Below are 22,017 nucleotides of genomic sequence, written 5' to 3'. Positions count from 1 at the left end.
GGAGCATTCGAGCTTCGACTTGGTCCGGAAAGCCAAGACGCCTGCGCCAGGTACCTGCGTGTCAGAGCTGCGGCAGAACGGGGCCGTGATCGCGTGCACCCGGAGAAAGGGGCCCGATGGCCCGGTCTGGTACTACAAGATGACGAAGGGGCCGCATAAGCATGGCTGACATCCTCACGACCATTACCGAGTTGCCGCTAGACGAGATCGGACTTGGTGATCGCCTGCGGCCGGTCTCGCCGGCCGGCGTCGAGGCTTTGAAGGCTTCGATCCGTGACCTTGGCGTGATCAAGGACGCGATCCACGTCAGGAAGATCAAGAAGACCGGGGCGTATGTTCTCCTCGCTGGCGGACACCGCCTGACGGCGGCACGTGCGCTCCGCGACGAGGGCATGGCCGGTATGGACCCGATCAAGGTGGTGTGCTGGTCGTGCAACGACGACTTTGCCAAGCTTATGGAGATCGACGACAATCTCGCCGGTGCTGAGCTGACGCCCCTCGACACGGCCGTCTTCCTGGCCGAGCGGAAAAAGGTGTACGAGAAACTGCACCCGGAGACACGGGCGCAGGTTGGTGCCGGGCTTGTCGCCAAGCGCTGGGATACGGCGGAAACGATTTCCGTCGTATCCTTCGCCGAGAGCGTGTCGGAGCGCCTGGGATGCACCCCGCGCCATGTCCGCAGCTTCGTCCGGGCGGGTGAAGCCCTGTCGGGTGGCGATGCCCGCCGCCTGCGCAGCGCCCCCCGACCGGTCACGCTGGCCGATCTCGTCGAGCTCTCGAAGATCACGCATTCGGGCGAGCGCATTCACGTTGTCGACGCCCTGGCACAGGGACGAGCCCGTAATGCCACGGCCGCCCGGGCACAATATCGGTCGGACCTCGGCGAAGGCCCCGCCCCCAAGGACGCAACGGACGCAGGCCATGCACGCCTGAAGGACGCCTGGACACGGGCCAACAAGGCGGCGCGCCGGCGGTTCCTGGAGGACCTCGGCACCGAGGTTCGCGCACTTCTGGACGAGATGGGAGACCAGTGATGGGTCGACGCCTTCCCGACTACCATTGCTTTGCTTGTGGGCAGACGTTCCGGACCTATGCGGCCGAAGCGAAACACCGCCACAACTTCCCTGTGCTCTGCCGGAAAAACGCTCAGTTCGAACGCTTCATGGCAGCACGGAAGGAAGGCGAGAAGGCCGAGTTCAGGGAGGGCGACGCGACATGACCGACGCCTCCGACCAGACGTGGTGGAGCGCGGCGGAGATCGCCGCCGCGGGCCTCCCGGACTTGCCTGGTACTGCCCGCGCGGTCCAGATCATGGCCAAGCGCGAGGGATGGGCCAACCATCCGGGCAAGACCCGACGCCGTGCCGGTCGCGGGGGGGGAATGGAGTACCACTTCAGCCTCTTTCCTACCCGCGCCAAGGTGGCCCTGGCGCGCCGCAGGCAGACCACGGCTTCCCCGCGGCCGTCCCGGGATCGGGATACCCTCTGGGCGGACTATGACCGCAAGAGCGACAAGGCGAAGCGCAGGTCGCAGGATCGCCTCGCCGCGCTCGCAGAAGTCGAGGCGCTCGAACTGGCCGGCCTGACGCGCAGCGCCGCCGTCGACGAGGTGCGGCGCAGCAGGAAGGTCTCCGAGAAGTCGGTCTGGAACTGGCTTTCCCTTGTTGCCGGTGTGCCACGCGAAGACTGGCTGCCGCACTTGGCGCCACGCAGCGGTGGCGGCGCGACCGATAAGGTCGTGGTCCCGGAGGTCTTCCTCGAGTTCGTGAAGAGTGCCTGGCTCACCCAGTCCGGACCAGACATGACCGCCGCCTACGAGTGGGCCGAGCGTGACGCGAAGTCCAGGGGAGAACCCGTACCCCCCCTGTGGAAGGTTCGCCGGGTGATCGCCGAAACCGTTCCTAAACACATCGAGGTTTTCAAACGCGAGGGTGTGATGGGACTGCGGCGGTACTTCCCGCACCAGACGCGCTCCAAGACCTCGATGCACGCCATGGAAGCGGTCCAGGGCGACTACCACAAGTTCGATGTCTTCGTCCTCTGGCCCGGAATGGAAGCACCCGTCCGGGTCCAGATGATCGCATTCTCCGACATCTATTCGGGCAAGATCCTCGCCTACCGCCTGTCCCTTACGGCCAACAGCAACACCGTTCAGTTGTGCTTCGGAGATCTGGTGCGGAAGTACGGCATCCCATACCACGCGCTGCTCGACAACGGGCGGGAATTCGCCGCGAAGGTCATGACCGGTGGGGCCAAGACGCGCTTCCGGTTCAAGATCCAGGACGATGACATTCCCGGCCTCCTTCACCTGCTCGGCATTACGGTTCATTGGGCCCAGCCCGCCTGGGGGCAGGCCAAGCCGATCGAGCGAGCCTTCAAGGATCTCTGCGGTCGCGTCGCGAAGCATCCCGCATTCGTCGGTGCCTACACGGGAAACAGCCCCACGGCCAAACCGGAGAACTACCAGGACCGAGCAGTCACGCTTTCCGAGTTCAGGCAAGTTCTCGACCAGGAGATCGCCGCGCACAATGCCCGCCGGGGGCGGCGGTCGGAAACGGCAAACAAGCGGTCCTTTGACGAGGTTTTCAACGACAGTTATCGCCAGGCGCCGATCCGCAAAGCGACCGAGGAGCAACAGGTACTGTGGCTCCTGACCGCCAAGGGCGTTCGGGCGAGCAGCAAGAACGGCGAACTGAGCCTCTACGATAACCGGTACTGGTCCGAATGGATGTACAGCATCGCGGGGAAGAAGGTCGTGGCCCGGTTCGACCCCGACAACCTGCACGAGGCCATTCGGGTATATGACCTGGACGGTCGGTACCTGGGAGGCGCCGCCGTTGTCCAGAAAGGCGACTTCCTGAACGTCGACGATGCCCGGGCGCACCAGCGCGCGCGCAACGCCCTGGTCAAGGCGACCCGCGCCGAGGCCAAGGCACACAAGACGCTGACCGATGCCGCCATCGCCGCCCGTCTGCGCGCAGCAGGTCAGAGTGTTCCGGAAGGGCCCCTGCCCGAGGCTGAGGTCGTGCGCCTGGCTGTGCCGCACAGCAAGGCCCCGAAGGGCCAAGGGCGCAGCACGCGGCACGTGGATATCGATGCCGAGCAGCGGTTGGAGGCGAAGATCCACCAGCTGAAAACGCGCCATCAGGCGCAAACCGAAGACGATCCCGAGGCTCGCTTTGCCCGGGCGCAGGAGTTGGAGGTCCTTCAAGCCGAAGGGCATCCGATGACCGAAGAGCAGACCGCGTGGCTGGCCGACTACCAGACCACCGGCGAATACCGCGCGCACGCCCGGATGAACCGGGCGCTTGGCGACAAAGACAATTGAGGACGAGAGCATGAACATTCCCCGCATCGCTCCCCTGCGCAACGTCGCAGCCCTGATGCAACACACCGAGCGGCTGATCCACCGCACCCCCGGCCTTCCTGGTCTGGGTGTCTTTTCCGGCCGGTCGGGCAGTGGCAAATCCACGGCCGTGATCGTGGCCGCCAACGAGTACCAGGCCCATGTCGTGCAGATGAAACAGTCCTGGACGAAGGCCTACTTCGTCGAGAAGGTCTGCGAGGAAATGGGCGTCCAACCGCGGCGCAAGACCACGCCCTACTACGTCGATGCGATTTCGGCCCACCTGGCGATCACCGACCGCCCTCTGATCATCGACGACGCACAGTACATGTTGCGCGGGAACATGATCGAACTGGTGCGTGACATCTACGAAAGCAGCCTGGCGCCGATCGTCCTGGTAGGTGAAACCAACCTTCCGCAGGGACTGACCCGCTGGGAGAACATCCACAACCGCGTGCTGGACTGGCAGGAAACGGTTGATTGTGATGTGCGCGACGCGGGCAAGCTCGCGGAAATCTACTGTGCCGGCATCACCGTTGCTCCCGATCTGCTGGAAAGCATCGTCGCTGCGTCAAGCGGAGCCATTCGCCGGGTGGCCACCAACCTTGACATGGTCAAGGAATTGGCGCGCCGCCAAGGCGCCAAGCGGGCCGACCTGTCGTTGTGGGGAGATCGGGCATACTTCACCGGCGCGCCGCCGGTGAGCCGCAAGGTCGAGGTCTATCCGGGTGCTTCCGCCGCCTTGGCACGAAAGGCACGCTGATGGCCGAGAGCGACGCCAGAAAGACCGCCCTCGCGCGGCGTGATGCGGCAATGTCGACCGTCCTGACCATGGACGAGTGGACCCTGCCCGACCTCATCAGAAACCTTAGGCTGCCAGAGGGAACCGCGCAGCGGTACATCACCTACTGGCTGGCTGAGGGTTTGATCGTCATAACGCGGAAGGAGGCGAACCGCCGCTACTTCATCGCCGCTGCACGGCGTGAAACCCTTGGCGCATCACCCGCCCCCGCGGCGACGCCGGAGGCCAATATGTGGCGCTCGATGCGCTACCTCCAGCACTTTACCCACCTCGACATCGCCATGCACAGCAACGCGGGCGGCGTGGAGATCTCGCGCGGCAAGGCTCGCGCCTACTGCCTGGCACTGTTCGAGGCCGGTTTCCTGAAAGTTCGCGGACAGGCCGTCCCTGGCAAGCAGGAAACCCACTATCAACTGGTCCGCAACACAGGCCCGAACGCTCCTGTCGTGGAACGCGTCACGGTCGTAGCAGACAGCAATTCAGGCGAACGCTGGCTCGCGGGCGCGAAGCAGGTGCGGACATGAGCGCTCTGGAAAAGGCGCGCTCCGCCTGGGGTGAAGACATGCCGAACTGGGTACGTGCCCTGGCGGAAGAATGCGACCGGAGCAGCCAGAACAAGGCTGCTGATCGCATCGGGCGTTCGCCGTCGCTCGTCTCCAACGTTCTGGCGGCCAAGTACGCCGGCGACATGGCGGCAGTGGAGGACCTGGTCCGCGGCATCCTCCTCTCCGAGACGCTGGCCTGCCCCGCCCTGGGCGAAATCGGGAAAAAGGATTGCCGCGACTGGCGCACCAAGGCCCGCGAATTTCGCAATGTGAACACCCTGTACGTCCAGATGTTTCGCGCCTGCAACCGGTGCCCCCGGCACCGCGACACGACTACCGAAACCACCTCCGAGAAGGAAATCGACCAATGAACGAGCAGACGAAACCCGGTGTCTTCGAGGTAAACGGCGAAGCCCACATGAAGAACGCCCAGGGCCACTCCGTGCCGCTGGAGCAGATCCGTCCGCAGGATCAACTCCTCGACGAGCTGGTGCGCAAGATCATCGGCTTCGCCACTGACCTCAGCGGGCAGATCGCCCGGTTCAAGGGCCACTGCTTCGAGGATGTAAACGACTTCCTGGGCCTGCTGAGCGCGGAGTACGGCGAAACGAAGGGGGGCGCGCGAGGCAACCTGACGCTCACGTCCTTCGACGGCACGATGCAGGTCAAGGTCCAGGTCGCAGACCACTTCGATTACGGCCCGGAACTGCAGATCGCCAAGAACCTCGTCGACCAGTGCCTGATCGAATGGAGCGCCGATGCCCGGCCGGAGCTGCGCGCCATCATTGAGCGCGCCTTCCAGACCAACAAGGAGGGCAAGATCAACCGCGCGGAACTGCTGGGCCTGAAGCGCCTGGAGATTGACGACCCGCGCTGGCGGAACGCCATGCAGGCGATCACCGACGCCGAGCGCGCCATCGGCTCCAAGACCTACATGCGTTTCTATCGCCGCGAACACGGCCAGGCGCAGTGGGAAGCGATTACCATCGATATGGCGAAGGCGTAGCGCGATGGCCAGTCCCCTCGCCAGCAGCTCGATCGCTTGCACGGACTGCGAGATGCCACCATCGCCGCCTACCTCGGCGGCGATGGTGGCGAGCGAGGTGATCTACCGGGCGGAGCCGCGTTGATGCTACCGCCCGAGATCCTTCATCACCCGCTTAAGCGCGCTTTCGACCGTGTAGGCCGGATCCCGGTTACACAGGACGCGGTAGGCATTGAGAACCGCCGCTGGCGTGCTTCCTGCCGCCGCTGCCCCTTGAATCATGCCGTCGAAGTAGAGCGCCGCATCGGCTGTCACCAATGGGCGATCGGACACCGAAACGATCAGGGTTTGACAGCTTGCCTCAAGATATTTCACGCGTTCGTATATCTGTTGTGCCTGCCCTGGGCTGGCGGCAACGATTGCGAGAGCGGCAACGGTTCGGAACATGGCGACCTCCTGACAAACGCTCACGACGGTGCCGCCCTGCGGAGGACCTGTCAATGACGGACCGAACCATCCGCACGATCCACGTGGCCTGCCGTGTCCTGGGCATTGACGAGGACACCCGCAAGACCATGCAGCTGGAGCTCGTGGGCAAGGCCAGCCTCTCCGACATGAGCGACGCGGAGCATCAGCAGGTGCTCGACGCACTGTCGGCACGGGGGTTCCGGCCTTCCGCCCGCGGCAAGGGGCGCTTCCGGCAAGCGTCGCGTGGAGATGTCCGCCTGATCTTCGTCCTCTGGCGCGCGCTGGGGGACGCAGGCGTCTTGAAAGACCCCTCGGCGCGCGGGCTGCATGCATTCGTTCGGAACCGCTTCGAGGGGTCCTGGGGAAGCGTGCCGATCGACATCAACACCATGCGGGACCGGGCGCAGATTGACGCGGTTCTGAATGCGCTCAAGCAATGGCTGAAGCGCGAGAAGATCGATTTCGACTGGGAAAGGATCAAGGGATGAAGAAACCGCGCCACTACGTCAGCGACCACGCCCTGGTCCGTTACATGGAGCGGGGGCTTGGCCTCGATGTCGAAAGGCTCCGCCGGGACCTCGGTCGTCGCGTGGATGCCGCGGCGGGAAGCGCCACCGGAATGAACGCCGTCAACATCGACGGCATGCACTACAGGATCAAGGAGACGACGGTCATCACCTGCTGCAGGGCCAATACGCCCCCAAACGGAAAGGGCGGCCCCAGGCGCCGCCGCGAGATTGACGACGAATGAATGACCGGGTGGCATATCCCCGCCACCCGGCGCACCTCGACGCCTATGTCGAGGTCCTCGGCTACGAGACTGCGATCTCGTTCCTTGTCATGTTCGGCGGCTGCCAGCTCTACTTCCCCACCGATCCGGCTGGCCGTTCTGCAGCGGAGGCACTGATCGGTGCCGATCGGCTGAAGCGTCTCGGGGCTATGATGCGCGATCCGAAGACCGAGATCCCGATGCCGAAGACCTGGCTGATCCGCGCCCTGCGCGCGGAGGGCTATTCCGTGGCGCAGATCTGCCGTGCCCTGAAGACGACGACGACTAACGTCAAGCGAACGCTGCGCGAGGCCGGAGACGAGCCCATGCGCAAGCCCGATCCGGACCAGTTCTCGCTGTTCTAGGATCAACCTTCCCCCCGGAATGACACGGCCGCGACAGCCATGATGGCCCCATTCAAGGGGGCTTCAATGGCACATGCGATCCGACAAATGGCCGAAGAGATCGTCGACCGCGAGGGCGGCTTCGTCAACGATCCGGACGACCCAGGCGGCGCCACGAAATTTGGCGTCACGATCCATACCCTGCGCAACATCCCCTGGGGCGATCTGGACGGTGACGGTGACATCGACGTGATGGACGTCAAGGCCCTGACCCGGGGCCACGCCGTGCAGATCTTCGAGGATCGCTACTTCCACGGCCCGCGCATCGACGAGCTGCCCGCGCTGCTTCAGCCTTCCGTTTTCGATATGTATGTGAACGCCGGCGCGAACGCAGTGAAGATCCTCCAGGCGCTTCTCAACGACGCGGGGGAGAGCGTCGCCGTGGATGGCGTTATAGGGCCCCGCTCGATCGCCGCGGTCAACCGGGCCTGCGCCCGCAATGCCTTGCGCTTCGCCGATGCCTACGGGATCGCTCGGCGGGATTATTACTTCCGCATCGCGGATCGCCGCCCGAAGTCCCGCAAGTACGCTCGCACGCGGGCCGGAGGCAAAGGCGGCTGGATCAAACGGGCCGAGGAGTTCATCTCTCCACGGTACCACATGACGGACGCCCAGTTTCGCAAGCGGGTGGCGGCATGGGGCTGATCCAGCTGGTCCAGACGCTTCTTGGAGGCAACGGCAAGGCAGTGAAGGAATTGGCCGAGGTGTTCAAGGTCAACGCCGAGGCCTCCGACGCACGCGGTCACGATCTGGACACGGCCGCGCTGAACCAGTTCGCGGCCGAGTTCGTCGCGCGCAGCCGGCGCACCTGGTGGGACAGTCTGGTCGATGGATTGAACCGCCTGCCGCGCCCGGCTTTCACGCTTGGCGTCTTTATGGTGCTGGTTTGGACCGCCCGAGACCCCGCCTTCATGGCGGAGGTGTTCACGACCTGGGCGATCATTCCCGCGCCGGTCTGGGTACTGATCACCGCCATCGTGACCTTCTTCTTTGGGGGGCGGGCGCAGGCCAAGGACCTCGATTTCCAGCGCGATTTGGCCAGCGTCATGTCGGGGACGCAAGCGGCCCTGGCTCAACGCCGCGAATTGCGCGCGCTGGGCGCCGGCTCCGCCACCACACTGACTGATGCCCCGGCTCACGGGACCTACGACGACAACCCCGCGCTGGCCGATTGGCGCGCAATCCGAGAGGGCTGATCATGCTTAACTGGTTCCGCGGGACGTCCGGACCGTGCTGGCCACTGCGGGTGGTATTGCAGTGATGCTCGACCTCGCAACGCTCAAGGATATCGCAGCGGTCGCGGCTTTTCTGCTGTCCCTGGCGACCGGCATCTATGCCTTCTTCGCAACCCGCAGCAAGGACGTGGATGGCCGGATCGACGCCGTCGACGATCGCTGCTCGCGTCACGAGCGCAGGATCGACCGGCTGGAGACCACCGTCGATAACCTTCCTGCCAAGAAGGACCTTCACGAGATCCAGCTCGGAGTGGCGTCTCTCCGGGGCGATCTGGAGCGCATCGACGCGACCCTGATCGCCAATCGCGACGGGGTGCAGCGGCTGATGACCGTCACAGAGCGCCTCGAAACCTACCTCTTGAACAGGAGTTAACCCGTGTCGAGCTACGCCGAAGAACTGCGCGAGCACGCCCGCCTAGCGATCCTTCGCATGTTGGAAGACGCACCGCGTTATACCTCCAACGTCTCGATCATGACCGATTTGCTGCCGCGCTTCGGCATCAGCTACACCCGCGACCAGGTGGTGGGGGAACTGGCCTGGCTGAAGGACCAGGGAATGCTGACCACCGAGGATCTGCCGGGCGGCTTCATCGTGGCGACGGCCACCACGCGCGGCTGCGAGATCGCCCAGGGCATTGCCACCTATCCCGGCATCCAGCGTCCCCGGCCGAGGGCCTGACATGCCCGTGCCGAAGAAGCTGGACCTTATCCCGGAGGAGCTTCGCCGCTGGCTGGCGGAGGAGCTGCGCGACCGCGGCTTTGCCGACATCGTCGACGTGACCGAGGCGTTGAACTTCCGCCTGGATGAGGCTGGTCTGGAGCTGCGCGTCGGCAAGTCGGCGGTGGGTGACTATTCGAAGGCGCTGAAGGACCAGCGAGAGGCGTTCTCGATCGCGGAGACACTGCTGGCCGATATGGACATCGAGGCCGAAGGCGAGCTGCACAAGGTGCTGATGCAGATGATCGCCACCAGCGCCGTGCACATGATCAACGCGGTGCGCGTGAAGGACGAACATCTCGACCCGAAGGACCTGATGTCGCTGGGCCGGATGCTTAAGGACCTGATGAGCTCCTCCGGCATGCGCGAGAAGCTGCTCGCCGACGAGCGCGCCCGCGTGGCGCGAGAGGCCCGCGAGGCGGCGCTGCGAGAGGCCGAGGCGCACGCGGCGGAGGTCATCGAGAAGCTGGAACGCGATGAGCACGGGCTGAGCCCCGAAGTCCTGGCGGTGATGAGGAGCGAGTTTCTGGGGCTGCGCAAATGACCGAGCCCCGCACCCTCACCCTCCTCGGCTATCCCGTCACAATCGACGACGCCGTCGGCCATCTCTGCGTCGAGCACGAAGGCCAGCTGACCTGGGACCAGCTCTTCGAGATCAAGAACACCGTGTGGGGACCGGAGGCCCGCGCCGTCGAGATCTACCCGCGCTGCAGCCGCCTGGTGAACCAGATCTGCGCCCGCCACCTCTGGCGCCTCGGAGAAGGTGACTTCGCACCCGACCTGCTGAACCGTGACGGGCGTCTTTCCGCACCCGGTGAAGACGCCCTTGAAGACCGCTTCAACGCCGCCTGGGAGGGCGCATCGACATGACAGGTCCGCTGCGCGCCATCGTGTTCTCAGACCGTCACCGGCATCGCGCCGAGAGGCTGGCTGGCTCGATCTGGATCTCGGCCGCGGGCGAAGGGGACGTGGCGTCGTTGTGGTTCTACTGCCCCTGCGGCTGCGGGTCTCTCGCCCGGATCACCGTAGGACATGCGCACAAGCCGAAGCAGAGCGGCCCGTCCTGGCGCTGGAATGGCAGCCGGACAGAGACGAGCCTCGAGCCCTCGGTGAAGAACCAGGGCGCCCCGCCCTGTCCCGGCTGGCACGGCTGGCTGCGTAACGGCTACTGGGAGGCCTGCTGATGCTGATGTTCGCTTCTTTGCTGAACCGCTTTCTGAAGAGTGTCTTCAAGGGCTCGCCGCCACCATTACCGACGACAAAATCCCGGCAGGTCCGCCGCCAGGAAGAACGCCTTAAGCGTAAGGGGCGCGCCTGATGGCATCCCCCGCAGAAGTAGCAAACGACATGGCAGCGCACGGCCAATACTGGGACAAGCGCGACCGCCGGATCGCACTCGCCTGTCGCCAGGCGGCAAGCCTGATCCGTGCGTTCCTTGCCGGTGAGCGGGTTGACGGGCGAACCTACGGCGGCCTGCACGCACGGCTGCTCAGGTTGGAGGCCAGAGGGGCGAACCTTCAAGGATACCCGAACTTCTTCCGCGCCCGTGAGACACTCAGTGCGCTCTATGCGAAGCCGCGCGTACGATGACCGCTGCCGTCCTAAGCCGCGACCCCGACCAGCTGCCCGGCGACCTGCCGCGCGGCGGTGACATCACGCCGGATCTCGACCCGCGTGTCGACGGGATCCTGATGGAGCACCAGAAGACCTGGCTGGAGGACAACTCCGACCTGAAGATCTGCGAGAAGGGGCGCCGCACGGGCATCACCTTCGCCGAGGCGCTCGACGACACGCTGGTCGCCGCCGCCAGTCGCACGGCCGGCGGCATGAACGTCTTCTACATCGGCGACACAAAGGAGAAGGGCCGCGAGTTCATCGGCTACGTTGCGCACTTCGCCAAGGTCATCGCGGGCGAGTTGGGGAAGATCGAGGAGTTCCTCTTCGAGGATCAGCAGGACGACGGCACGACCCGCAAGATCGCCGCCTACCGCGTCCAGTTCGCCTCTGGCTACCGGGTCGAGGCGCTGTCGTCGAACCCGGCGAACATCCGCGGCCTCCAGGGCAAGGTGGTGATCGACGAGGCGGCGTTTCACCGCGACGTTCGCGAGGTCATCGACGCGGTGAACGCGATGCTGATCTGGGGTGGCAAGGTCGTGATGATCTCGACGCACAACGGCCACCTGAACCCCTTCAACGAAGTGATCCGCGAGGCGCGTGCCGGCAAGAACGCCTGGAAGGTGCATCGCTACACCTTTGGCGACGCGGTGCGGAACGGCCTCTACGTGCGCGTCTGCCAGATGAGGGGCACCGAGTGGACGCAGGCAGGCCAGAAGGCATGGGAGGCACAGATCCGTGGCTCCTACGGCGCCCGCGACGCGGCGATGAAGCAGGAGCTTGACGCGATCCCGTCCGAGATGGCGGGCGCCGCCCTGACGCGGGTCCAGATCGAGGCCTGCCTCGTGAGGGGGATCCCGTTCGTCCGGTGGCACCAGCCCGACGCCTTCAAGAACGCTCCGGAGCCTGACCGCCGGGCCGAGACCGAGGCCTGGTGCAAGGCCCATCTCCGCCCGGTCCTGAAGACCCTGAACCCGTCCCGTCGCCACTACTTCGGTGAAGACTTCGCGCGCTCCGGCGACGCCACCGACATCGTGGTGCTCGAGGAGGGCGAAGATCTCGTGCGCCGGGCGAAGATCGTGGTCGAGATGCGCAACATCCCCTTCCAGCAGCAGAAGCAGGTGCTCTTCTACGTTGTCGATGCGCTGCCGCGCTTCGCCAAGGGAGCGGTCGATAAGACGGGGAACGGCGGATACCTGGCGGAGGTCGCGGCGCAGCGTTACGGGGCGCGGATCGTCGAGGTCTCCTTCAGCCGGGCGTGGTACCAGGAAGAGATGCCTCCCTACATCGAGGCCTTCACCGACCGGACCATCCAGCTGCCGGCGCACGCTGACATTCTCTCCGACCACCAGGCCCTTCAGTTCGACGGAGGCGTGATCAAGGTACCCGACAATTTCCGCTTCAAGGGGTCCGACGGGCTCGACCGCCACGGCGATACGGCCATCGCCGGAGCGCTTGCCTGGTACGCGTCGCGGCAGAAGCCCTCCGAGATCGGATACACCCCGGTTCCGCGCCGGGACCAGGACATCGATGCCGGCAACGACGACGATGAGGGCCGCCGCTGGTGGACGCAACCTTTGGGCGCACGACTGCGCGGCATAATCTGAGAGGAGCCACCATGGCACGAGACACGCAGCTGCTCGACCAATGGGGCCGCCCCGTCAAGCGGGCGGTCCTCACGCAGGAGGTCGCGGGTCCCACGCTCGGCGGCGTGCGATCGCCGCTGACCGGGTCCCCAGGCGATGGGCTGAACCCTCGGCGCCTCGCCCAGATCCTGCGGGAGGCCGAGACTGGCGACCCGCTGCGTTACCTGGAGCTCGCGGAGATCATCGAGGAGCGCGACCTTCATTACGTCGGCGTCCTGGGCACGCGCAGGCGGTCGGTGACCGGGCTGGACATCTCCGTTGAGGACGCGAGCGCCGACCCGATCGACGTGGAAGCCGGCAAGCTGATCCGTGACTGGGTGCAGCGGGAGGAACTGCAGGACGAGATGTTCGACATCCTCGATGCGATCGGCAAGGGCTACAGCTTCACCGAGATCATCTGGGATCGATCGATGGGGCAGTTCATGCCGACGCGACTGGAATGGCGCGACCCGCGCTGGTTCCGCTTCGATCGGCGCGACCTCCGCACCCCGATGATGCTGGACGAGCACGGCCCGGAGGTCCCCCTGCCGGCGTTCAAGTTCATCACCGCGCAGATCCGCGCGAAGTCTGGGATCCCGGCCCGCGGCGGTCTCGCCCGCCCGGTGACCTGGGCCTACCTCTTCAAGAAGTTCACGGAGCGTGACTGGGCGATCTTCGTTCAGACCTATGGCCAGCCTCTCCGCCTCGGGAAGTATCCGACCGGGGCATCGGAGGAGGATCGCCGCACTCTGTTCCGCGCGGTCGCGAACATCGCGGGAGACTGCGCCGGGATCGTCCCGGAGGGCGTGGAGATCGAGTTCATCCAGACCGGTCAGGTCTCCTCCTCCGTCCAGCTCTACGAGCAGCGCGCCGACTGGCTGGACAAGCAGGTATCGAAGGCGGTTCTCGGCCAGACGGCCACGACCGACGCTGTCACCGGCGGGCTCGGCTCCGGAGCCGAACACCGGCTGGTCCAGGAGGATATCGAGCGCGCGGATGCCAAGGCCCTCGCCGCAGCCATCAACCGCGACCTGATCCGCCCTATCGTCGACCTGAACTTCCCAGGCCATGGCCGCTATCCGCGCGTTGTCATCGCCCGACCGGAAGCCGAGGACGTGACGGCCTGGATGCAGAACGTCGATACGGCGGTCGGCCTGGGGCTTTCCGTCGCCGAGGACGACGTGTACGCGAAGCTGGGGCTGCGCCGTCCGGCCGAGGGGGCGCGAACTCTCAGCAAATCGGCTGCGATCCCGAGCCCGGAGCAAAGCGCGCCCCGCGTCGGGACCGCAAATGACCTGCAGCGCCCCGTTAAACACCCCTTAAACACCCAAGAAGCCCTGACCGCGTCCCAGGGCCCGGCGACAGGCGTTGGCAAGCCCCAGCCGCGCCCTGAGCCAATCGTCCCGATGGCCGATCGTATGGAGGCGGAGGCAGCGCCGATCATCGGCCGAATGCTTTCGCGCATCGAGCACCTGGTCGCGGGCGCCGAGACGCTTGAGGAGGCCCGCGACATCATTCTCGGGGCCTTTCCCGAGATCCCGGTGGAAGACCTCACCGCATTCTTCGCAGGCGGCTTTGCCGCAGCAGAGCTCGGCGGACGGGCAGAGGTGGCGGAATAACCGATGGCCGAACTGTCCGGGGTTTTTCACCAACCGTTCGGCGCCCAGGTCGCGGCCTGGCGCGAACGACTGGGCACCCTGCTGCCGACCAGCCGCTGGACGGACGTATGGCATGGTGAGCACGATCACGCGTTCATGGTGGCAGGGGCGTTGAAGGCCGACCTCCTCGGGGATCTCGCCGCCGCGGTTGGCAAGGCGATCGAGGACGGCACCTCGATCGAGGAATTCCGCCGCGACTTTCGGGCCACCGTCGCGCGGCGCGGCTGGCATGGCTGGACGGGCGAGGGAACCAAGGCCGGCGAGGCATGGCGCACGCGGGTGATCTATACCACCAATCTGCGCTCGACCTATGCCGCCGGCCGTTTCGCCCAGCTGGTCGACGGCGGCTTCCCCTTCTGGGTCTATCGCCACTCCGGCGCGGCGGAACCGCGGGAGCAGCACCTTGCCTGGGATGGCCTCATCCTCCCCTCCGACCACCCTTTCTGGTTCACCCACTTCCCACCAAACGGCTGGGGCTGTGGGTGCTATGTCGTTGGGGCCCGCTCGATCAAGGACGCCATGCGAAAGGGCGGCAATCCGATGGTCCTGCTGGGCGACGACTGGAACACACGGGATCCGAAAACCGGCGAGCCCGAGGGCATCGACAAAGGCTGGGGCTATGCGCCCGGCCGCACGGTGGTCGAGCAGGTGCGGGCGGCGGTCGCGGCGAAGGTGGCGACCTTGCCGCAGCCCTTGGCTTCAGACCTTGCCAGCTCGATCGAAAACCCGCCACCACCGCGTCCCCCGGAACTGCGCGAGGCGAAGAACCTGAAGGATACCGCGCGCCTGGTCGTGGAGGCCGGGATCGCCGAGAAGGAAGTTGCCTGGCCAGGCAAGGTGCAGCTCGACGCCGTCAACCAGGTGATCCGCACCCTGTGGGATCTGAAGCATCGCTTCGAGATGGTCCCTCTACAAGCCGTGGGATCGGCTACGCTGATCGCCCGCGCCACCGCGGGGCTCCGCAGCACATCGAAGGCGCATGCCTGGTACGCGCCCCGCGTCCGTGCGATGGGGTGGGACCGCAGCGGCCTCGAATTCGGCGATTGGTGGGAAAAGGGCGGTTGGGCGAAACTTCCCCTCGACCGCCGCCTCGCCGCCCGGGATCGAAAGCTCGATGAGTACCGCCGTCTACAGGCCAAGGGGATAGAGCGACTGCCGGAAGGCGCGGCAAAGCAGGCGGCGCAGCGGGCCCACGACGCCGGCCTTTGGCAGTTCACAGTCGATTACCCCGGCGACGAAGCGCCTCGCGGCGTCGCCGTGCACGAGACCGGCCACCAGCTGCACTTCTCCCACTGGACCGAGATCAACGACGCGATCCATGGCTGGAACCAGCAGGGTTGGCACCTGGCAGTCTCGAAATACGGCAGCAGCAACGCGATGGAGTTTGTCGCGGAAAGCTTTGTCCTGTATAATCTTGGACCGGAGCACCACTGGCGGATCAAGCCGGAGCTGCTGGCCGTCTTCAAAGCGAAGGACCGGTGGAATGTCTGACGTTGAAGAACGTATCCTCGCCCTGATCAACGCCCAGCCGTTGCCCGGGAACGCCGAGGAGCAGCTGGACACGCTGCTCGAGGAACTGCCCGAACCGGACCGGAGCACCGAGGCCGCTCTGTGGCACGAAGCCCTGGCCACTGCGCGCCAGGCGGCCGACTTCGACCCGGCCGCGCCCACGCTCGAGCTGGGGCTCTGATGGTCGGAACCTCGATCGACTTCACCAGCGACCAGATCACGCCGGGCCTTCGACGTGTGGCGGCGGCCCTGAAGGATCCGACCCCGCTCTATCGCGACCTGGGCGAACTCATGGTCGAAAGCACCAAACAGAACTTTGCGACCAGCCGTGCACCCGATGGCACGCCCTGGCCCGCGAAGTCGTTGGCCAGCCTTGAAAGCTACCGCCGCCGCGAGGGCAAGAAGGCCAATGCGCCCGTTCCGACGAAGCCGCTGATCGGCGTGACCCGGATGCTGAGCTACACGATCGCCTACGAAGCGTCTGCCCAGGGCGTCGACTGGGGCTCGAACCGCATCCAGGCGGCCGCGATGCAATTCGGCGCAAAGCGCGGAGCTTTCGGCTCGATGTCGAACGGATCGCCTATCCCCTGGGGTGAAATCCCAACACGCCCTTTCCTTGGCGTGGGACCGAAAGACGAGGTCGACATCGTCGAGACGATCGAAGACTACCTGCAAGGCGCCTTCGACGGCTGAAGCTCGGGATCAACCTTCCCGGTGAACGGAGCCGGTGAAGAGGGGCAGTTTGCCCCCTATGAAAACCGAGCCCGCCATTCTCTGCCAGGTCTTCGAGCTGACCGCCTCCTCCGAGGACGGTCCGCCGGAGTGGATGCAGCTGCTGCCCGCCGCGGGCGTGCCGTTCCAGGCGATCGATGGCCGTGGCCCGTGGCGCTACGATGACGCCACCGCGCTGATCTCCTCCAGCCTGAGCGCCGGGCCGATCATCGTCGACGTGAACCATTCCACAATCCGCCGCACGCCGAAGGGCGAGGACGCGCCGGCCATGGGCCGCGTCGTCGAGCTGCAGGCGCGCGCCGACGGCCTCTGGGGGCGCGTCGAGTGGAACGCCCAGGGTCGCGCGCTGATGGGCTCCCGGCCCTATGCCTATTCCGGCGTCTCTCCGGTGCTGCTCTGCGCCAAGAGCCAGCCCTCGAAGATCCTGCGCGTGGCGCAGGTGTCACTGACCAATGTCCCCGCGCTGGGCGGGAGTATCGCATCCCTCACAATGGAGACCGAAGCCATGGGATTTGAGAAATTCGCCAAGGCCGTGGGCCTGGCAGAGACCGCGAGCGAAGAGGACATCCTCGCCGCCATCACGGCTCTCAAAAAGGAGGCGGGACCGGTCGAGCTGACCGCCCTCGCCACCGTTCTCGGCGCGGAGGGCGATGCAGATGTGCAGGAACTCACCGTTCTGGCCAAGGCCCTGACGAAGAAGGCCGAGGGCGCAGGCGACGTGGTCGTGCTGACCGCCCAGGTCGCCGGGCTGCAGGCCGAACGCTTCATCGAGCGCATGCGCGGCGAAGGCTACGCCATCGACGACGAGATGACGGTCGAGCTGACCGCGATGCACGCGGACAATCCCCAGCGCGCCGAGAAGATCGCCAAGCGCCTGCCGAAACTGTCGCCGACGCATACCGGGAAACCGGCCCCGGCCGGGATCGAGATCACCGCCCTGACGGCGGAGCAGCGCACCATCGCCGACCAGCTCGGCGTGGCGCATGACGTCTACCTGGCGGGGCTGAAGGCCGACGCCGAAGCGCGGGAGGCCTGAACGATGTCTGCACTGACCCAAGACCGCAACACGCCCCGCGCCGAGGGCGACGTCCGCCGCGGGACCGTGGCGGCCGCCGTGAAGATCTTCGCCGGCGCCTACCTCATGCGGAATTCCGCCGGGCACCTGGTGCCGGGGCAGACCGCAACCGGCCTGGTTGGTGTCGGCCGCGCCGAAGAGCAGGTCGACAACAGCGGCGGTGCCGCCGGTGAGAAGACCTGCACCTACCGCCCCGGCGTGTTCCGGTACGCCAACAGCGCGGGTGGCGACGAGATCACCGCGGCCGACATCGGCGCCAAGGCCTTCGCCGTCGACGACCAGACGGTCGCGAAGACCGACGGCACCGGTACCCGCTCGCCCGCTGGCGTGGTCGACGACGTGGACGCCCAAGGCGTCTGGGTCCGCTTCGACGCCGCGCTGACCAACGCTTCCTGAAGGAGACCCTGACATGCTGGTGAACGCAGCAAACCTCAACAGCCTGCGCGTCGGTTTCTCCGGTGCGTTCCAGAACGGCCTCGACCAGGCGCCGTCGCAGTGGCAGCGCGTCGCCACCGAGGTCCGCTCCACGCAGAAGGAGCAGAAGTACGGCTGGCTCGGCAAGATGCCGAACGTCCGCGAATGGATCGGCCCCCGCGCCGTGCAGAACCTGCAGCAGCACGACTACGCAATCCGCGAGAAGCCCTTCGAACTGACCATCGGCGTCGACAAGGACGACGTCGAGACCGACAATCTCGGGATTTACGGACCGATGTTCGCCGAGATGGGCCGGTCCTCGGGGGCGCACCCCGATACGCTGATCTTCTCGCTGCTGAAGGACGGTTTCACGACCGAGTGCTACGACGGCCAGAACTTCTTCGATACCGACCACCCGGTGCTGGATGAAAAAGGCAACGAGACCACCGTGGCCAACACCGACGGCGGCAGCGGTGCCCCGTGGTTCCTGATGGATACGTCCCGCGCCCTGAAGCCGCTCATCCTGCAGAAGCGCAAGGACTTCCAGTTCGTCGCGAAGGACAAGCCGACCGACGACAACGTCTTCGACCAGAACGAATTCGTCTATGGCACCGACGCGCGCATGAACGCGGGCTTCGGGTTCTGGCAGATGGCCTGGGGCTCCAAGCAGAGCCTCACCTCGGCGAACTACGCCACCGCCCGCGCCGCGATCTCCGGCATGAAGGGCGACGGGAGGCGGCCGCTTGGCCTGATGCCCAACCTGCTGGTGTTGGGCCCCTCCCTGGAGAGCGCTGGCCGGAAGATCCTCAACTCCGAAAACGGCGCCGGTGGCGAAACCAACGAGTGGAAGGGCACGGCCGAGCTGCTGGTTGTTCCCTGGCTGGCCTGATCGCTCTGGCCTGAGCGTTCCTGAGTTTCGGTGCGGGGCCGGCTGGCCGGCCCCCATCCCAAGATCAGGTGCAGGAGACCCGACATGTCCGACCGAAAGGCCCTGGAGGCCCGCGCGTCCGAATTGAACATCGCCTTCCGCAGCAACTGGAAGGACGAAACCCTGCGCGAGAAGATCGCAGAAGCCGAAGCGGAGAAGTCCGCAGCAGGCGAGCAGACGCCCGTCCAGGATGCAGCCCCCGCCGCCGTGACGGACAACGAAACCGGCGCCGCTCTGGGGACGGCGGCGCCGGTGGCGGAAGGGGGCGGGCCCGGCCAGGCGCCCGCCCTCGAACCCCCTGCGCCCGACAGCGCCCTGAAGGTTCAGGGGCCGAAGCGCGGCCGCTGGCGCGCCGGGATGCACTTCACCCCCGAGCCCGTGATCCTGCTGATCTCGGATCTCACCGCCGCCCAGAAGGCCCAGATCGAGGCAGACCCGACCCTGCTCGTCACGCCCTGGCCGGGCGAGTGATACCGCAGGGCCAGCCAGGCACGCGGCTGGCCCCGCAATCCCCCGGCGGTCCTGATCGCCGGGGGGCCCGACCCCGCCACCAGGACGCCATCCATGCCCTACACCTCCCAAGCAGACCTTGAAGAGCGCTACGGCACCGGCCTGCTGGTTGAGCTGACCGACCGCGGCGCCATGGCAACCGGCGCGATCAACGCGGCCACTGTTGCCCGCGCGATCGCCGACACCGAGGCGCTGATGGATGGTTACCTGGCCGGGCGCTACCGACTGCCCTTTACCGAGGTTCCCGATCCGCTCCCCGCCCTGGCCCGCGCGATCACGTTCTACACGCTCCATGTCTACGCCCCGGATGAGAAGATCGCCCAGGACTACAAGGACGCGATGCAGACCCTGCGCGAGATCCAGAAGGGCGTGGTGCAGCTCGATGCGGATGGCGTGACGCCGCCGGGGACCGGATCCAGCGGTGCCCAGGTCACCGACCGCGACCGCGATTTTACCGCCGAGACGATGAAGGGCTTCATCTGATGCTGAATGAGGTGAAAGCGCGACTGGAAGCCCGGTGCCCTGAATGCGGCGAGATCCGTCTCGCCGCCGAATGGTCCCGCCTGATGAAGAGCGGTCGCCAGCCCAACGGCGGCGTAACGACGTTCCTCCTGCCAGGCGATGCGATCGGCGGCAAGGCCGAGCTCGCAACCGGCGCCTTCGTCCAGGATATCCGCGACAGCGTAACCGTGGTGACCATGCTGCAATCGGTGGATGCCCGCGGCCAGCGCGCGCTGGACCGGATCACCGAACACCTCGGCGACATCCGCGCCGCGCTCGCCGGCTGGGCACCAGGGGAAACGGTCGGCGTGTTCGAATTCACCCGCCAACGCTTCGTGCCCGAAACCTCCGGCGTGATGAGCGTCGTCACCGAGTTCTCGATCACCGACCAACTGAGGACCACGCCATGACCGCGAAAAAGACCACCCCGGCGCCGCCCCGCGCGGCCCGCAAGCTGCCCCAGTCCGGCGGCAGCTTCACCGTCACCGACAAGGGCGCGCTGGAACAGACCGGCAAGCCCACCAAAGCGCCCGCGCGCCCCGCGCCGGCAACCGAAAAGGAGGCCTGATCGATGGGCAAGTTCTGGCGCAAGAAGGTCCTGATGGGCGGCATCGAGGCGACCTATGGCACCCCGCTGGCCATCGGGTCCTGCGCGGCGATCCAGGCGAAAAACGTCGCCTTCAACCCGGCGGAGGGGGCCGACAAAGACCTCGCGCATGAAACGCCCATGATGGGCAACAGCGCATCCCTGCCGATCGACAAGCACGCAACGCTCAGCTTCCAGACCGACTTGGTCGGATCCGGCACTGCCGGCACGCCCCCCGCATTCGCAACGATGCTGCGGGCCGTGGGGATGGCCGAGACCGTCACCCCCGGCACCTCCGTGGTCTACAACCCCGTTTCCGATGCGCTCGACAGCGCCACGTTCTGGCTGAACGTGGACGGGGTCCTCTACGCCTTCGCCGGGACGCGGGGCACCGCGAAGTTGGTTCTCAACGCCTCCTCGGAGCCGATGATCGAATGGTCGTTCACGGCGCTGTATTCTGCGCCGACCGACGCGGCTCCCGTCGTGCCCGACCTCTCGTCCTGGCTGAAGCCGAAGGCCGTGTCGAAAGCGAACACCCCGATCTTCACCATCGACGGCGCCTCGCTCTTCCTGCGCAGCTTCACGCTTGATCTGGCATGCCAGGTCGAGCCTCGCTTCCTGGCCAACAAGGAAGAGATCGCCCTGGTCGATCGCGCCGAGATGATCCAGGCGCAGATCGAGGCGGAGGCCCTCGCGGTCTTCAACCCCTGGTCGCTGGCGGATGCGCAGGCCGGACCCGTCTGGGTTCTCCAGCACGAGGCGGCTGCAGGACGCACGATCAGGATCGACGTCCCGGCCGGGCAGATGCTGCGTCCGGGCGCGCCGACCGAGGCGCAGGGCATCAAGGAACTGCCCTTGAACGCCAAGCCCATGCCCATCGCCGGCAACGACCAGTTCACCCTGACCTTCACCTGACGGAGATCCCCATGGCATTGCGCATCGCCACCTCCCGCACATTCACCACCACCGCCCATTTCGTCGACGGCCAGTCCGCGAAGGTGGTCTTCCGCATGCTTCCCGACGACGAGATCGATCGCGTCCAGGGGGAGGGGCTGCAGGCGATGTTGAGGGCGACCGTCGCGCACATCGATGTCGAGGGCGAGGGCGGCACGCTGGTCGAGTTCGATGCTGAGGTACTGGACCAAGTCATCGGGAATGCCGCCGACGCGCTCTCGCTGAGCCGCGCGTACAACGAGGCCATTATCACCGGCAAGCTGGGAAACTGAAATGGGCCGGGCGCGCTTCGGTCTCCGGCGCGCTCTGGTCCGAAACCCGGGTGAGCGATGCGGAGGCCGAGGAATGCGCTTTCTGGGGGCTGCCCGCGGATGCCCTGCAGCACAGAGACGAGGGACACGAGGGCGTCTGGCCGGAACACGTTCCCGCCGTGGAAGCGTTCCTCGCGATTGGCGACCAGTGGGACATCCTGCAGATCACCTCGCCGATGGGCGCCCCCGGGCTGCACTACCGCGGCCTCGACCCGTTGCGGGCGGAGGCCAGTCTGCGGTTGGCCGGGATCGAGATGACACCCAAACTCTGGGCCGAGGTCCGGGCCATCGAACAAGGCGCGCGAGACGCGTTGAACGCGCATTAAACG

35 protein-coding genes are annotated in these 22,017 nt (G+C 66.1%); 34 read left to right on the top strand and 1 reads right to left on the bottom strand.

Features of this window, described 5'->3' with window-relative positions:
* The first annotated feature begins 161 nt into the window (after positions 1-161).
* The 7 genes from J5474_RS15935 to J5474_RS15905 are packed head-to-tail and all read left to right on the top strand — an operon-like array spanning position 162 to position 5,698.
* Entirely contained in the window at positions 162-1,034 is an 873-nt protein-coding gene (locus J5474_RS15935; protein ID WP_209361921.1) for a ParB/RepB/Spo0J family partition protein, read from the top strand.
* Entirely contained in the window at positions 1,034-1,219 is a 186-nt protein-coding gene (locus J5474_RS15930) for a hypothetical protein (protein ID WP_209361920.1), read from the top strand. Before J5474_RS15935 ends, J5474_RS15930 begins: the two co-directional genes overlap by 1 nt.
* A complete protein-coding gene (locus tag J5474_RS15925) occupies positions 1,216-3,327 on the top strand; it encodes a transposase domain-containing protein (protein WP_209361919.1) in 2,112 nt (703 codons plus the stop codon). Before J5474_RS15930 ends, J5474_RS15925 begins: the two co-directional genes overlap by 4 nt.
* A gap of 10 nt (positions 3,328-3,337) precedes the next feature.
* Entirely contained in the window at positions 3,338-4,108 is a 771-nt protein-coding gene (locus tag J5474_RS15920; RefSeq protein ID WP_209361918.1) for an AAA family ATPase, read from the top strand.
* A complete protein-coding gene (locus tag J5474_RS15915) occupies positions 4,108-4,671 on the top strand; it encodes a hypothetical protein (protein WP_209361917.1) in 564 nt (187 codons plus the stop codon). The genes J5474_RS15920 and J5474_RS15915 overlap by 1 nt, the downstream gene beginning before the upstream one ends.
* A complete protein-coding gene (locus tag J5474_RS15910; RefSeq protein WP_209361916.1) occupies positions 4,668-5,063 on the top strand; it encodes a hypothetical protein in 396 nt (131 codons plus the stop codon). The genes J5474_RS15915 and J5474_RS15910 overlap by 4 nt, the downstream gene beginning before the upstream one ends.
* Positions 5,060-5,698 carry a DUF3164 family protein gene (locus J5474_RS15905; RefSeq protein ID WP_209361915.1) on the top strand — a complete coding sequence of 213 codons (639 nt, stop codon included), beginning with the start codon at positions 5,060-5,062 and terminating at the stop codon, positions 5,696-5,698. Before J5474_RS15910 ends, J5474_RS15905 begins: the two co-directional genes overlap by 4 nt.
* Before the next feature lie 126 nt (positions 5,699-5,824).
* Here the strand turns inward: J5474_RS15905 and J5474_RS15900 are convergent, their stop codons facing one another.
* Positions 5,825-6,124, bottom strand: coding sequence for a hypothetical protein (locus J5474_RS15900; RefSeq protein WP_209361914.1), 300 nt, complete (start codon positions 6,122-6,124; stop codon positions 5,825-5,827).
* A 53-nt stretch (positions 6,125-6,177) separates the two neighbouring features.
* Between J5474_RS15900 and J5474_RS15895 the strand changes: the two genes are divergently transcribed.
* From J5474_RS15895 to J5474_RS15770, 27 genes are all read left to right on the top strand, one after another.
* The gene (locus J5474_RS15895) at positions 6,178-6,633 is read left to right on the top strand and encodes a gp16 family protein (RefSeq protein WP_209361913.1); all 456 of its coding nucleotides are present in this window, start codon (positions 6,178-6,180) and stop codon (positions 6,631-6,633) included.
* A complete protein-coding gene (locus tag J5474_RS15890) occupies positions 6,630-6,896 on the top strand; it encodes a hypothetical protein (protein ID WP_209361912.1) in 267 nt (88 codons plus the stop codon). Before J5474_RS15895 ends, J5474_RS15890 begins: the two co-directional genes overlap by 4 nt.
* Positions 6,893-7,279 carry a nucleoside phosphorylase-I family protein gene (locus J5474_RS15885; protein WP_209361911.1) on the top strand — a complete coding sequence of 129 codons (387 nt, stop codon included), beginning with the start codon at positions 6,893-6,895 and terminating at the stop codon, positions 7,277-7,279. The genes J5474_RS15890 and J5474_RS15885 overlap by 4 nt, the downstream gene beginning before the upstream one ends.
* Positions 7,280-7,366: 87 nt before the next feature.
* Complete coding sequence (locus tag J5474_RS15880) at positions 7,367-7,963, top strand: holin-associated N-acetylmuramidase (protein ID WP_209361910.1); 597 nt, start codon at positions 7,367-7,369, stop codon at positions 7,961-7,963.
* Positions 7,954-8,514: a 3TM-type holin gene (locus J5474_RS15875; RefSeq protein ID WP_209361909.1), complete on the top strand. Its 561-nt coding sequence runs from the start codon at positions 7,954-7,956 to the stop codon at positions 8,512-8,514. The genes J5474_RS15880 and J5474_RS15875 overlap by 10 nt, the downstream gene beginning before the upstream one ends.
* A gap of 64 nt (positions 8,515-8,578) precedes the next feature.
* Entirely contained in the window at positions 8,579-8,926 is a 348-nt protein-coding gene (locus J5474_RS15870; protein WP_209361908.1) for a DUF2730 family protein, read from the top strand.
* Positions 8,927-8,929: 3 nt separating this feature from the next.
* Positions 8,930-9,232 (top strand): VpaChn25_0724 family phage protein, encoded by a 303-nt coding sequence (locus J5474_RS15865; RefSeq protein ID WP_342454053.1) that lies wholly within the window; start codon positions 8,930-8,932, stop codon positions 9,230-9,232.
* 1 nt (position 9,233) lies between these two features.
* The gene (locus J5474_RS15860) at positions 9,234-9,815 is read left to right on the top strand and encodes a phage protein Gp27 family protein (RefSeq protein ID WP_209361907.1); all 582 of its coding nucleotides are present in this window, start codon (positions 9,234-9,236) and stop codon (positions 9,813-9,815) included.
* On the top strand, positions 9,812-10,141 hold the full coding sequence (locus J5474_RS15855; protein ID WP_209361906.1) for a DUF7694 domain-containing protein: 330 nt from the start codon (positions 9,812-9,814) through the stop codon (positions 10,139-10,141). The genes J5474_RS15860 and J5474_RS15855 overlap by 4 nt, the downstream gene beginning before the upstream one ends.
* Entirely contained in the window at positions 10,138-10,455 is a 318-nt protein-coding gene (locus tag J5474_RS15850) for a ubiquitination-like system serine protease family protein (RefSeq protein ID WP_209361905.1), read from the top strand. Before J5474_RS15855 ends, J5474_RS15850 begins: the two co-directional genes overlap by 4 nt.
* The gene (locus J5474_RS23000; RefSeq protein ID WP_280842520.1) at positions 10,455-10,589 is read left to right on the top strand and encodes a hypothetical protein; all 135 of its coding nucleotides are present in this window, start codon (positions 10,455-10,457) and stop codon (positions 10,587-10,589) included. Before J5474_RS15850 ends, J5474_RS23000 begins: the two co-directional genes overlap by 1 nt.
* Positions 10,589-10,861, top strand: a complete 273-nt coding sequence (locus J5474_RS15845) for a hypothetical protein (RefSeq protein WP_209361904.1) — start codon at positions 10,589-10,591, stop codon at positions 10,859-10,861. Before J5474_RS23000 ends, J5474_RS15845 begins: the two co-directional genes overlap by 1 nt.
* Positions 10,858-12,492: a hypothetical protein gene (locus tag J5474_RS15840; protein ID WP_245216513.1), complete on the top strand. Its 1,635-nt coding sequence runs from the start codon at positions 10,858-10,860 to the stop codon at positions 12,490-12,492. The genes J5474_RS15845 and J5474_RS15840 overlap by 4 nt, the downstream gene beginning before the upstream one ends.
* A gap of 11 nt (positions 12,493-12,503) precedes the next feature.
* Positions 12,504-14,129 (top strand): DUF935 domain-containing protein, encoded by a 1,626-nt coding sequence (locus J5474_RS15835; protein WP_209361903.1) that lies wholly within the window; start codon positions 12,504-12,506, stop codon positions 14,127-14,129.
* A gap of 3 nt (positions 14,130-14,132) precedes the next feature.
* Positions 14,133-15,659, top strand: a complete 1,527-nt coding sequence (locus J5474_RS15830) for a phage head morphogenesis protein (protein ID WP_209361902.1) — start codon at positions 14,133-14,135, stop codon at positions 15,657-15,659.
* Positions 15,652-15,858, top strand: a complete 207-nt coding sequence (locus J5474_RS15825; protein WP_209361901.1) for a hypothetical protein — start codon at positions 15,652-15,654, stop codon at positions 15,856-15,858. The genes J5474_RS15830 and J5474_RS15825 overlap by 8 nt, the downstream gene beginning before the upstream one ends.
* On the top strand, positions 15,858-16,370 hold the full coding sequence (locus tag J5474_RS15820; protein ID WP_209361900.1) for a phage virion morphogenesis protein: 513 nt from the start codon (positions 15,858-15,860) through the stop codon (positions 16,368-16,370). The genes J5474_RS15825 and J5474_RS15820 overlap by 1 nt, the downstream gene beginning before the upstream one ends.
* 58 nt (positions 16,371-16,428) lie before the next feature.
* A complete protein-coding gene (locus tag J5474_RS15815; RefSeq protein ID WP_209361899.1) occupies positions 16,429-17,445 on the top strand; it encodes a phage protease in 1,017 nt (338 codons plus the stop codon).
* Between the two features lie 3 nt (positions 17,446-17,448).
* On the top strand, positions 17,449-17,880 hold the full coding sequence (locus tag J5474_RS15810) for a hypothetical protein (RefSeq protein ID WP_209361898.1): 432 nt from the start codon (positions 17,449-17,451) through the stop codon (positions 17,878-17,880).
* Positions 17,881-17,893: 13 nt separating this feature from the next.
* The gene (locus tag J5474_RS15805; RefSeq protein WP_209361897.1) at positions 17,894-18,787 is read left to right on the top strand and encodes a Mu-like prophage major head subunit gpT family protein; all 894 of its coding nucleotides are present in this window, start codon (positions 17,894-17,896) and stop codon (positions 18,785-18,787) included.
* Between the two features lie 84 nt (positions 18,788-18,871).
* Positions 18,872-19,297 (top strand): hypothetical protein, encoded by a 426-nt coding sequence (locus J5474_RS15800; RefSeq protein ID WP_209361896.1) that lies wholly within the window; start codon positions 18,872-18,874, stop codon positions 19,295-19,297.
* 93 nt (positions 19,298-19,390) lie between these two features.
* The gene (locus J5474_RS15795) at positions 19,391-19,819 is read left to right on the top strand and encodes a gp436 family protein (protein WP_209361895.1); all 429 of its coding nucleotides are present in this window, start codon (positions 19,391-19,393) and stop codon (positions 19,817-19,819) included.
* Complete coding sequence (locus J5474_RS15790) at positions 19,819-20,247, top strand: phage tail terminator protein (RefSeq protein WP_209361894.1); 429 nt, start codon at positions 19,819-19,821, stop codon at positions 20,245-20,247. The genes J5474_RS15795 and J5474_RS15790 overlap by 1 nt, the downstream gene beginning before the upstream one ends.
* On the top strand, positions 20,244-20,405 hold the full coding sequence (locus J5474_RS15785) for a hypothetical protein (RefSeq protein WP_209361893.1): 162 nt from the start codon (positions 20,244-20,246) through the stop codon (positions 20,403-20,405). Before J5474_RS15790 ends, J5474_RS15785 begins: the two co-directional genes overlap by 4 nt.
* 3 nt (positions 20,406-20,408) lie before the next feature.
* Entirely contained in the window at positions 20,409-21,338 is a 930-nt protein-coding gene (locus J5474_RS15780; RefSeq protein WP_209361892.1) for a phage tail tube protein, read from the top strand.
* Positions 21,339-21,349: 11 nt separating this feature from the next.
* Positions 21,350-21,649, top strand: coding sequence for a hypothetical protein (locus tag J5474_RS15775; protein ID WP_209361891.1), 300 nt, complete (start codon positions 21,350-21,352; stop codon positions 21,647-21,649).
* Positions 21,650-21,699: 50 nt separating this feature from the next.
* Positions 21,700-22,014, top strand: a complete 315-nt coding sequence (locus tag J5474_RS15770) for a DUF1799 domain-containing protein (protein WP_342454052.1) — start codon at positions 21,700-21,702, stop codon at positions 22,012-22,014.
* Positions 22,015-22,017 lie beyond the last annotated feature (3 nt).

This window comes from Sagittula salina, assembly GCF_017813235.1.
Classification (GTDB): Bacteria; Pseudomonadota; Alphaproteobacteria; order Rhodobacterales; family Rhodobacteraceae; genus Sagittula; species Sagittula salina.
The sequence above is the reverse complement of the archived record's forward strand: the minus strand, read 5'-3'. Positions and strand labels throughout refer to the sequence as shown.